Source organism: Acidobacteriota bacterium (genome assembly GCA_016196035.1).
Taxonomy (GTDB): domain Bacteria; phylum Acidobacteriota; class Blastocatellia; order RBC074; family RBC074; genus JACPYM01.
The window spans coordinates 157577-169563 of the sequence record JACPYM010000029.1 but is presented as its reverse complement, the minus strand read 5'-3'; the positions used below and the strand labels follow the sequence as shown (position 1 = coordinate 169563).

At 59.2% G+C, this 11987-nt stretch carries 8 protein-coding genes; 5 read left to right on the top strand and 3 right to left on the bottom strand.

From position 1 onward, the window contains the following. Window positions 1–2: 2 nt before the first annotated feature. Entirely contained in the window at window positions 3–1469 is a 1467-nt protein-coding gene (locus HY011_09980) for an MFS transporter (GenBank protein MBI3423257.1), read from the bottom strand. Between the two features lie 62 nt (window positions 1470–1531). Beyond that, a complete protein-coding gene (locus HY011_09975) occupies window positions 1532–2746 on the bottom strand; it encodes a beta-lactamase family protein (GenBank protein ID MBI3423256.1) in 1215 nt (404 codons plus the stop codon). A gap of 210 nt (window positions 2747–2956) precedes the next feature. Here HY011_09975 and HY011_09970 point away from each other — a divergent pair, with 210 nt between their 5' ends. The 5 genes from HY011_09970 (at window position 2957) to HY011_09950 (ending at window position 10798) form a co-directional block, all read left to right on the top strand. Then, the gene (locus HY011_09970) at window positions 2957–6607 is read left to right on the top strand and encodes a protein kinase (GenBank protein MBI3423255.1); all 3651 of its coding nucleotides are present in this window, start codon (window positions 2957–2959) and stop codon (window positions 6605–6607) included. A gap of 479 nt (window positions 6608–7086) precedes the next feature. Next, window positions 7087–8487 carry a lysine-sensitive aspartokinase 3 gene (lysC, locus tag HY011_09965; protein ID MBI3423254.1) on the top strand — a complete coding sequence of 467 codons (1401 nt, stop codon included), beginning with the start codon at window positions 7087–7089 and terminating at the stop codon, window positions 8485–8487. 4 nt (window positions 8488–8491) lie between these two features. Then, a complete protein-coding gene (locus tag HY011_09960; protein ID MBI3423253.1) occupies window positions 8492–8992 on the top strand; it encodes a GNAT family N-acetyltransferase in 501 nt (166 codons plus the stop codon). Beyond that, on the top strand, window positions 8989–9693 hold the full coding sequence (locus HY011_09955) for a dihydrodipicolinate reductase (GenBank protein MBI3423252.1): 705 nt from the start codon (window positions 8989–8991) through the stop codon (window positions 9691–9693). Before HY011_09960 ends, HY011_09955 begins: the two co-directional genes overlap by 4 nt. Window positions 9694–9874: 181 nt before the next feature. Continuing rightward, window positions 9875–10798: a 4-hydroxy-tetrahydrodipicolinate synthase gene (locus tag HY011_09950; GenBank protein MBI3423251.1), complete on the top strand. Its 924-nt coding sequence runs from the start codon at window positions 9875–9877 to the stop codon at window positions 10796–10798. A gap of 200 nt (window positions 10799–10998) precedes the next feature. Here the strand turns inward: HY011_09950 and HY011_09945 are convergent, their stop codons facing one another. Then, entirely contained in the window at window positions 10999–11856 is an 858-nt protein-coding gene (locus tag HY011_09945; protein MBI3423250.1) for a tetratricopeptide repeat protein, read from the bottom strand. Between the last annotated feature and the right edge of the window lie 131 nt (window positions 11857–11987).

The window sequence follows — 11987 nt, the reverse complement described above, 5'->3', positions numbered from 1 at the left end:
AATCATTGCCCGCCTGCCGCCGCTTTCTTTTCCGGTAATTTCAACAACAACGCCAACAGCCCCGATACCAACACGCACACTGCCAAAAACTGCAAGCCCCGCACATACGACCCGCTTTGCTTTTTCATCTGGCCTACGACTTGCGGGCCGAAATAGCCGCCGAGGTTGCCGACCGAGTTGATCACGCCAACCGCCGTCGCCGCCATTGCCGAAGTCATAAACGCGCTCGGCCAGGTCCAGAACACGGGCAGATAGGCGTGCACACCGACGCCAATCAAGCAGAGACAGATGATCGTCACCGGCAGGTTTTCGGTCGTGAAGCTTGCCACGCCCAGCGCGACCGCACCCAGCAACAGCGGCCAGACAGTGTGAATGCGTCGTTCGCCGGTTTGGTCAGAATGCCTGGCATTCCAGAGCATGGTGATCAAGCCGCAAATGTACGGCAGCATGGCGATGATCGTTTGTTCGACGGTGGAGCGCCCTTGCATACGCGCGGTGATCGCCGGGATAAAAAACGTCAGGCCGTAATAGCCGATCACCACGCTTAGATAAATCGCCGACAACAAGAGCGTCTCTTTCTTTTTGAGCGCGTGCCAGACTTCCTGCCAGAACGAGAGTTGCGGCCCGGATTGTTTTTCGCGGCGTTCGCGTTCCAACTCTTCCATAATCCACTTCTTTTCATCTGCGGGCAGCCACTTGGCCTGCGCGGGCCAGTCGGTCAGATAGAACAGCGTCACAATGCCGAGGATGACCGACGGGATGCCTTCGATAATGTAAACCCAGCGCCAACCCGCCGTGCCGCCCCATTGCACCTTGTGCATGATCCATTGCGAGACGGGCAAGCCCAGGATCGTCGCGACGGGCAAGCCGATCATAAATTGCGATTTGGCCTTGGCGCGGTCGGCATAGCGGAACCAGTGCGAAAGATAAACAATGATGCCGGGGAAGAAGCCGGCTTCGGCAATGCCCAGCAGGAAGCGCAGGAAATAAAACTGCTTCACTTCGCAGGAACAGTTTTGCATCTGCGGCGGATTGACGCCCATCAGCGATGTGATTGAGCCGAGCGCCGCCGTGACCGGGTGAAAGACCGCGCACCAATCCACGATGCATAAAAAATTGAGATAAGGCGTGCCCACCAAACCCATCAGCGAAGCGACGAGGCCCCACGTAATCATGATGCGCGCGATCCATTTGCTGGCGCTCCATTTCTCGACGATCAGCGTGCCGGGGATTTCCAGCAAAAAGTAGCCGATGAAAAAGATGCCCGCGCCGATGCCGATGATCGCATCGTCAAACCCCAGACCGCCTTCGCCCAGCGACTTTTTCATATCAAGCGCCGCCACACCCACGTTGGTGCGATCAATGTAGGCGAGGAAATAAAGCAGCAGCAGAAAGGGCATCAGCCGCCAGGTGATACGTTTGTGCGCGCGCTCGGCGACAGACAGCGAGCCAGCTTCGTTGACCGCCATTTAGGAAGGTCTCCTTGTTGATTGGATTGTTACGGGTAAAGCGATTGGTGGCGCGCATACTACTATGGGTTTCCAAATAACGGAAACACCCGCGCAAACAGCCACTCCTTCAACTCGTGATCTAACAGCCGCGTGTCCTGGCTTTTGTTCTTCTCGGTCGGGATGGCGTGCGTGTTAAATGCCACAAGGTAAGCCGTGCGATTGTCAGGCCGCACATAGAAATGCGAGATGAAGCCGTTTTGCCCGCCGCTGTGACCGATGAAATGCTGGCCGAAGTTGTCTTCGATGAAATAACACAGGCCCAACGCATCCTTGCGCTGCTTCCCTTCCGGCGTGACGATGGCATCGGGCGTGATGGCGACTTGCGGCTGCCACATCTCTTCCAGCGAACTGCGTTTCAACACCTGGTCATAAACGTCTTGCCTTTTCGGATCGCCCAACAGGAAGTTCAGATACTTGACCATATCCGGCAGCGGCGCATTCAATCCGCCGTTCGAGACAGTGATGCCGGTGTCTACGTCAAAGCGCGCGGGGGTCAGCTTGCCGTCTTGTAAGTAATAGCTGTGCGAGCGGTATTTCAACAGATGATACGGCGTCGTATCGAAATAGCTGCGATACATTTCGAGCGGCTTGAAGATGTTCTTGTCAATGTAAACCTCGTAATCATCGTGCGTCAGCGACTCGATCACGCGACCCAGAAAGATGATGCCGGGGTTTGAATAACTGAACTTGCTGCCGGGCGGAAAGAGGATTTCGGTATAGGGCAGCATCGCCACCAATTGCGACCAATACTGCGGTTCGTGCGGCTGCCAGTCTTTGTCGCCACCCCAAGGCCACGTCCCGCCACGAAAGCCCGCGCTATGCGACATCAAATGGCGAATCGTGATGCTTTCCATTGGGCCGAACGGATTGTGCACCTCTTTCAATTCGGGCACGTATTTGATGATCGGATCATCCAGCTTGAGCAAGCCACGATCGCGCAATTGCATGATCGCAATGCCGGTGAAGGTCTTCGTGATCGAAGCCCAGTGGTAAATGGTGTTCTCATCCACCGCACGCTTTTGTTCGGCGTGTGCCAGGCCGTAAAAGTTTTGCGCGACGACCTGGTTGTCGTGAATCAGCATGAAGCTGCTGCCGACGATGCCGTGCTGTTTGAGTTGCTGTTCGTAGAAGGTTTTGAATTCCTGGTTGATCTGATCGAAGCCTTTGGGTGTTTGAGCCATAACCATTGTTCCCAGCAAAAACAATGTGCCAGCGGCGCGCGTGATGTGACGCATAGTCTTTCCTTTTTCTAGTGGTGTTGTCCGGCAATGAAAACGCTGCGGATGATAAGCCGAAACGCGGCAGTGCGGAAGCAGCAGGGGCTTGCCGGCGCTGTCTGCGGTTGGCGTGCTGTGCTAAAGTGCGCACCGTTTTACACGCCAGACCGGGCGGCGCTAAGTTCGATAGACACTGCCCGCCATCAAACATCACGCGACTGAACGAGCATGAACGCGGAACGCTTGCGACAAGTCAAAGATCAGGCCAGTGAAGAGCAGCCCACGGCTATGCTGACCAACCCATTGGCGAATGCGCAACCACGTGCGATCAATCAGTACCGCATCATTTCCCTGCTGGGCAAAGGCGGGATGGGCGAGGTTTGGCTGGCCGAAGATACGCGCTTGAAACGCCAGGTCGCGCTCAAACTACTGCCCGCCGAATTCACCAACGACGCCGAACGTTTGCGCCGTTTCGAGCAGGAGGCACTGGCGATTTCCGCGCTCAATCATCCGAACATCATCACCATTCACGAAATCGGCGAGAGCGAGGCCGGACGCTTCATCGTCATGGAACTGGTCGCCGGGCGCACGCTGAGAGCGATGGCGGCAGAACGTATCGCACTCGATTCGTTGCTCGCCTGGGGCAGCCAGCTTGCCAAAGCCTTGCACGTAGCCCACGCGGCGGGCGTCACGCACCGCGACATCAAACCCGAAAACATCATGGTGCGCGCTGACGGTTACGTGAAAGTGCTCGATTTCGGCTTGGCGCGCCTAGACGCCAGCCGCGCAGCCGAACCGCTGGCGGGCACGCAGCCCGGCATGCTGCTCGGCACGGTGAAATACATGTCGCCGGAACAGGCGCGCGGCGAGCGCGTCACCAGCGCCACCGACATCTTCGCGCTCGGCATTTTGTTTTATGAACTGGCAACGGGCAGCCATCCGTTCCATGCGGCAACACTGCTCAGCACACTGCAACAAATCACGACCGCAACGCCGGTCGCGCCCACACAGTTGAATCCGGAACTGCCCGCTGCGCTCAATGCTTTGATTTTGCGGATGCTGGCGAAACAGGCCGAGGCGCGCCCGGCGGCCAGCGAAATCGCGCAGGCGTTGCAGGCAATGGAGCGACATGGCGCCGCCTCTACGCTGCCCCCGGCGATTCCTGCCACGCGCGCGCTCCGTCACACCGTCGGGCGCGAACCGGAACGGGCGGAACTGCGCGCGGCTTTCAACGCAGCGCAGGCCGGGCGCGGCGCGCTGTTGTGTGTGGCGGGCGAACCGGGCATCGGCAAGACGACGCTGGTCGAAGATTTCCTCGCTGAACTGGCCGCCGCAGAGCAAGGCACGATTGCGCGCGGACGTTGTTCGGAACGGCTGGCTGGCACGGAGGCTTACCTGCCGCTGCTGGAAGCGCTCGAAGCCCTGCTACGCCTGGATGACACGCACTCACTGGCGCGCACCATGAAACCGGGTGACGAAGTGCTGGGCAGCGCCGCTCAACTGATGAGGCGTATTGCGGCCACGTGGTACGCACAGGTTGCGCCGCTGTCTGCGGAGGATTTGTCCGATGCGAAGCTGCTGGCCGAAGTCAAAGCCGCTTCGCAGGAACGGATGAAGCGCGAGCTTGCCAACTTCCTGCAAGCCGTCGCCGAACGGCGCCCGCTGGTCTTGTTCTTTGACGATCTGCATTGGGCGGACGTTTCGACGATTGATCTGCTCAGCTTTTTGGCGGGTAAGTTCGAGGCGCTGCGCGTGCTGATCGTCGTGACCTATCGGCCTTCGGACATGCTGTTGGCGAAACATCCTTTCTTGCAGATCAAGCCGGATTTGCAGGCGCGCGGCGTGTGCCGGGAATTGTTGCTGGAGTTTTTGAACGCAGCGGAGATTGCCGAATACCTGGCGTTGGAATTCCCCGGTCATCGCTTCCCGCCAGAGTTTCCCCAACTGATTCACGCGAAGACGGAAGGTAGTCCATTGTTTATGGCGGACCTGGTGCGTTACCTGCGCGACCGCAACGTGATTCGTAGAACGGACTTCAGTCTGTTGCCGCCTGAGACCGAACAGACGGAAGCCTTTGCTACGGTGTCGTTGACGGAAGCCCCCGCGACGTGGACGCTGGCGGAAGCCTTGCCCGACATCGAACGCGCGTTGCCGGAATCGGTGCGCGGGATGATCGAACGCAAGCTCGCGCAGCTCAGTGAAGACGACCGCAAGCTGCTGACTGCCGCGAGCGTGCAGGGCTACGAGTTCGATTCGGCAATCTTGGCGCAGGTGCTGAACCTCGACGCGGACGAAATCGAAGAACAACTGGAAAAGCTGGAACGGGTGTTTGCGTTTGTGAAGCTGGTGAGTGAAGCGGAGTTTCCGAATGGCACGCTGACGCTCAAGTATCGCTTCGTGCACGTGCTGTATCAGAACGCGCTCTATGCCAGTTTGCGGGCCACGCGCAGGGCCACGCTCAGCCGCGACGTGGCCCTGGCCCTAGAAGCTTGTTACGGCGCGCGCAGCGCGAGCGTGGCGAATGAACTGGCGCTGCTGTGGGAAGCGGCGCGGGACTCGGCGCGGGCGGCGGATGCCTTTTTGCAGGCGGCGCGCAATGCGGCGCAGATCAATGCGCATCGGGAAGCGGTGCAGCTTGCCGGGCGCGGGCTGGCAGCGGTGTGCAAATTGCCGGAAACGCCGGAGCGCGACGGGCGAGAACTGGGCCTGCAATTGATGCTGGGCTTCTCGTTGCAGTCCGCCCTGAGTTGGGCTGCGCCGGAGGCCGGCGCAGCCTTCAATCGGGCACGGCAACTGTGTGAGCAGATGGGTAATGATCCCCGGCTCTTCGCTGCTCTGGGTGGCGTGGCGAGCTATCACTTTATCCGAGCCGAATATGAAACGGCACAGGGGCTGGGTGAGCAAATGCTGCAACTGGCCGAGCAAGCCCAGGACCCGATGCTGCTGGTTAGAGCCGCTGCGTCCTGGGTTGCCCGCTTTTATCAAGGAGACCTTGTCTCTGCCCAACAACAATTTGAACGCGCGCTCGCCCTGGATCGCCGGGAATACCACGAGGCTTATCTTTCCATCTCTAACGAGAACGTGGGAATTACAACACGCCGTCATCATAGCTACTGTCTGTGGACGCTTGGCTATGCGGACAGAGCCTTGGCGCTGGCGCGGGAAGCTGTCACGCTGGCCGAGCAAACCTCTCATCCCTTCAGTCTGGGGGGCGCTCATTTTGCGACAGGACAAATTCTTGCCTTTCTTCGGGATTGGCAATCCAGTCAGAAAGAGTATGAGAAAGTGTTGACGCTCGCCAAGGAATACGCCCTGGGAGACTTGCTCAATTATGCCGCTGCCTTTAATGCCCTGAATCTGGCGTATCAGGAACCGACCGAAACAGCGCTTGAGCAGGTGAAACAGGCGTTTGCATCCCTGCGTGCCAAAGGCGTAATGCTGGGGATGACCGGGTTACTCGCAAGACTGGGCGAAGTGTTCGGGCTGGCAGGCCACTGCGCGGAAGGGCTTGCGACCATCGCAGAAGCATTGGCGCTAGTCGAGCGCACCGGAGAGCGTGTTGTTGAAGCAGAACTCTGGCGCATCAAAGGCGAGTTGCTGCGGCAGGCCACCGCCGACCATGCAGAGGCAAGCCAGGCGGAGGCGGAAGGCTGTTATCACCAGGCCCTCGAAATCGCTCGGCGACAAAGCGCGAAAGCGTGGGAACTGCGCGCCGCCACGAGCCTCGCGCACTTGTGGCAGCGACAAGGCAAGATTGCTGAAGCGCGGCAGATGCTCGCGGAGATTTACGGCTGGTTCACCGAAGGCTTTGCCACGGCGGATTTGCGGGAGGCAAAGACGTTGTTGGCGGAACTGCAATACCCGGCTGGTAGCGGGTAAAGCGGGTGGGATGCGGAGCAGGTTGCGCTACGCGTGCGTAAGCCCGCACGCAAAACGACAACGGGCGCCTAGCTTGAACCACTTGCTTGACACGTTCAGAACGCATCCGGCACAATGCGCCCGTTTTTACGCACTGATCTTTTGATTTGCAAACGAGTAGAGGCGCGGCTTTCAAGAGTAACTCATCCGAGAACGCGAAGGTTCCGGGACGATGAGCGAAAGGGGCAAGCCGCCGAAGCAGGTGTGGCATCTTCGCCGCCCACACCGGCTGGTTGTCAGGGCTAAATCCCTGAGACTGTCAGCAGCATCGCGCTGGCGCGCTCTCGGCAATCCGACGGTTTCGGCCTCACTGCACATTGCAGCAGAGGCAAAGACAGAGGGTTAGCCAGCGCCCACGCGCGAGCTAACCCTTTTTCATTTTCCCCTGGGAGCGCAGGCGGGGACGCCTGCGCTCCCAGGATTGGAGTTCAACAGCTTTTATGATCGTGATGAAGTTTGGTGGCACTTCGGTCGAAGACGCGACCGCCATGCGCCGCCTTGTTTCCATCGTTACCCCGCGTTTGCGACGCCAGCCCATCGTGGTCGTCTCGGCGATGGGCAAGACGACGAATGGCTTGCTCGAAGCCGCACGGCTAGCGGCGGCGAACGATTTGACGGCTGCGTATGCGCGCGTCGAGCCGTTGGCTGCGCATCATTTCAAAACCGCCGATGAGTTGGCGCTGCCCGACGAACGCGAAGAATTGCGCGCTGCGCTCATCCGCCAATTCGACGAAGTCAAAGCCGCGCTGGCTGAGATTCAAGGGGCTGGCGCAATTACACCGCGCTTGTCTGACGCGGTGTCGGCCAGCGGTGAATTGCTGTCGTCGCACATCGTGGCGGCGGCGTTTCGCGCGGCGGGCGTCAACGGACAGCGCGTGGACGTGCGCCCATTGATGCGCACCAACGACGATTTCACGCGCGCCGCCGTACAATTCGACGCGGCCAATCCGCGTTTGAAAAGCGGCTTTGTGCCCGTGCTGGCCGAGGGCGGTGTGCCCGTGACGCAAGGTTTCATCGGTTCGACAGCGCAAGGTGTCACGACGACCATCGGGCGCGGCGGATCGGATTTTTCGGCTTCGATCATCGGCGCGGCGCTCGCTGCCGAAGAGATTCAAATCTGGACGGATGTGGATGGCATTATGACGACCGACCCGCGCATTGTCGCCGAGGCCGCCAAAGTCAAAACCATCTCGTTTGCCGAGGCTTCCGAATTGGCCTACTTCGGCGCGAAGGTCTTGCACCCTTCGACGCTGTTGCCGGCGATGGCCGAGGACATTCCGGTCTTCGTCTGCAACTCGCGCCGTCCCGAAGCTGCGGGCACGGCCATTGTGCGCAAGGCGGCGGCGGCCAGCGCCTTGGTCAAAGCGATTGCGTTCAAGCGTGGCATCACCATTGTCAACGTGACTTCCGACCGTATGCTGATGGCGCACGGCTTTCTGGCGCGGCTGTTCGCCATCTTCGACAACCACGAGACGCCCGTGGATATGGTGGCGACGTCAGAGGTCAGCGTTTCGATGACGCTCGACGACACGCGCCATCTGGATGCTGTGATTGCTGACTTAAATGAATTTGGCGAAGTCGAGGTCGAACGCAATCAGGCGTTGATTTGCGTGGTCGGCGAACAGTTGAAATACACACCGGGCGTGGCCGCGCGGATTTTTTCAAGCATTGCCGAAGTCAACGTTTCGATGATTTCGCACGGCGCGTCGGCCATCAACGTCAGCTTCATCGTCGCCGACAACGAAGTCGAGAAAGCCGTCAAGGTCTTGCACCGGGAGTTTTTCAGCACGCTCGATGAAGCGACGTTTGAAGCCCCGGCGCGCGCGCAAGCGGCAGGCTGAAAGTATGCAAGCAACACTCGTCAGATTACGCCCGCTCAGCTTGGCAGACGCTGCGCATTACGCGCGCTTGCTCGGTGCTGATTGGGAGAGTATCAAAACCACGGGGAGCATCCCCTACCCCTGCACCGAAGCGGCGGCGCGCGAATGGCTTGCGCAACGGCTGGACTGGCACCCGCACATGTTCGCCATCTTGCGCCAGCCCGAGGATGAATTTGTCGGCGCCATCGGGTTGGTCGAACAAGTCAGGCAAACGTTTGAAATCGGTTATTGGGTGGGGCGCAAATACGCGGGCAACGGCTATGCTTCCGCCGCCGTGCAATTGGTGATCGCGCTGGCGCGTTCGCTGAAGGCGCGAAAATTGTTGGCGGGTGTTTTCCCCGAAAACAAAGCGTCGGCCCGCATCCTGGAAAAAGCCGGGTTCATTTTCACCGGCGCTGCCGAAATGGATTTTCCGCTGCGCGGCGGTTGGCGCACCAATCACGAATACGAACTGAATCTCTCATGAATATCGCACTCGTCGGTTACGGCAAGATGGGCAAAATGATCGAAGGCATTGCGCAACAGCGCGGCCACACGGTCGTCGCGCGCTTCGACATTGATAACAACGTGGACGGCGCGGGCCTCACCGCCGAGGCGCTCGCGGGCGTTGACGCCGCCATCGAATTCACCATGCCCGCCACGGCGCTCATCAACATTCGCCGCCTCGTTGCGTTGCGGGTTCCCACGGTCGTCGGCACGACGGGCTGGCTCGCGCATCTCGACGAAGTCAAACAACTCGTCGCCGCGCACAACGCCGCGTTGGTTTATGGCAGCAACTTTTCCATCGGCATGAATTTATTCTTTAAGCTCGTGCGCGATGCGTCGGTGCTGTTTGCGCGCTACACCGAATATGACCCGTTCTTGTTTGAGGCGCACCACAAATTCAAAAAGGATGCACCATCGGGCACGGCGCTGTCGCTCGCCAAAGAGATGCGCGCCAGTTACGGCGAGCGCACGCCCGACTTTCCCACTGGCATCAGTGTCCTGCGGGCCGGACACATTCCCGGCACGCACGAAGTCGGGTTCGACAGCGAAGCCGATACGGTCACGCTCACGCACGTTGCGCGCTCGCGCGCGGGCTTCGCCACCGGTGCGGTGCTGGCGGCGGAATTGCTGGCGGGCAAGACAGGCTTTTACGAATTTCCCGAATTGTTATTTGCAGAGTAGTCAAAAACGGTACCGCGCGCGTGAGCAAGCGGGGCCTGACGCATCAATATGATTTGGTAATTGCCAAGTCACCCTATTTGGCAATCGCCAAATCACCCTATTTGGCAATCGCCAAGTCACCCTATTTGGCAATCGCCAAGTCACCGCTTGCTCACGCGCGCGGTACCGTAAAGAGGAACTTATGGCAACCATCAACCAAATCAAAGGCTGCGGCACGGCCATCGTGACGCCCTTCAAGCAGGATGAATCCATTGACGAGGCGGCGTTGCGCCGGTTCGTCGAATTCCAAATCGCCAACGGCGTGGACTTCCTGATCGCCTGCGGCACGACCGGCGAGAGCGTGACGCTGAGCGAAGAAGAACAAGCGCGCGTCGTGCAAATCACCATCGAAGCCGCCGCGGGTCGCGTGCCCGTGCTGGGCGGCGCGGGCGGATACAACACGCGCGAGAACATCGAAAAGACGCATCGTTATGAAAAGCTCGGCGCGGACGCGATTCTTTCGGTGACACCGTATTACAACAAACCTACTCAAGAAGGTTTGTATCAGCACTTCCGCGCGATCCACGACGCGACGAGCCTGCCGATCATGCTCTACAACGTGCCGGGCCGCACGAGTGTGAATATGGAACCGGCGACGACCGCGCGCCTGGCCTCCTTGCCGCGCATCCACAGCATCAAAGAGGCCTCCGGCAACATCTCGCAAATCGGCGAAGTCGCCGCGCTGACCGCCGGGCTGGATTTCAAACTTTTCGCGGGTGATGACAGCGTGGTGCTGCCGGTGGCGGCGCTGGGCGGCATCGGCGTCGTTTCGGTCGCCTCGAACATCGCGCCCAAACTGACGAGCGACCTCGCGCATTTGTGTTTGGCTGGCAATTACGTCGAAGCGCGTAAGCTTTACAACCGGCTCACGCCACTGTTCAAAACGCTGTTTATCGAAAGCAATCCGATGCCGGTGAAAGCGGCGCTGGCAATGGCGGGGCTGATCGAAGAGGTCTACCGGCTGCCAATGGTGCCGATGACACAGGGCAATCGCGCCAAGCTGGCACAGGTACTGAGCGAGCTTGGCATTCTGGGCAAAGCGATCACCCAGGCGGGAAGTCAATAATAGGGCTTACGCAAAAGCCGGAAATTTACCACAGAGGCACCGAGCCACAGAGCGAGAGAGAGTTTACCGGTCAGGCAGGCCTTTCCTCTGTGACTCGGTGCCTCTGTGGCAATGGTTCTGCGTAAGCCCTGAATAAGACCATCACGAGTTGCCAGCGGCTCAGGCTTGCACTGAGCCGCTGGCTGCGCAATCAACCAAACTCACTTTTTCCCACGCGCCAGCTCGGCCTCTGCCGCGATGAAGCCAAACGCGGGCCAATACTTGCCACTCACGATGCGGCGAAAAAACTCTGCGGCTTTGGCCTTGTTGCCGTTGTACAAGTGCCAATTGCCCAGGCCATAGCCGACCGTCGCGATTTCCAGATCGCTCGCCTTTTCCAAATTGACCAACTCAGCTTCCGGCTTCAGCCCTTTGTAAAACAGCAGCCGGTCGTAATACGACTTGTTCTCTACGACCTGCATACGCGGCGTGATGCGTGCGAGCACTTTAGCAGCGTCGGCAGCCTTGCCCAGGCGGCGATACGACATATAAAGCCAATCCGAAACGGCGATGATCGAATCATCCTTACCGCTTTTTTCCGCCACAGCCAGGCAGCTTTGATAGGCGCGCGCGGCTTTGTCGAATTTGCCTTTCAGGTAATAGGCCAAGCCCAGGTGATACCAGATGTCGAAATCGTCGGTCTTGAGTTGCGTGGCTTTTTCCAGGTCGGCAATCGCCTTATCAAATTGCCGCGTCGAGATGTAGCGATGGCCGCGCTGACGATAGAGCATGGCGTTCGTCGGCGCAGCAACGATCCCCCGCGTATAGGTCGCAATCGCATCGTTGTAGCGCCACACGCTGGCTTGCGCGCGGCCCAAGGCGATCAGCAATTCGAGGTTGCCTGGATCGGCCGCGAGCTTCTTTTCGGCAGCGGCGACCTCGCCTTTCTCGTCAGCCTGGGCGTAATGTTTGACGCCGAGCAGCGAAGTGGTTTCCGGTGGCGCGGTTTGCGCCGCGACTGAAAGGCACGCCGAAAACCAACAGAACACCGCACCGGCCAACAGACGTTGGGTGCGCATAGCGGAATCTCCTAGATGTACAGCAGGCTGCCAGCCTGCTGCGACTTGGCAGCAAGAACGGATTGACTGCCAGCGATTTTTTGCCCCAGGCAACAACAGGCTGGCAGCCTACGGTACCAATTGATTTGAGT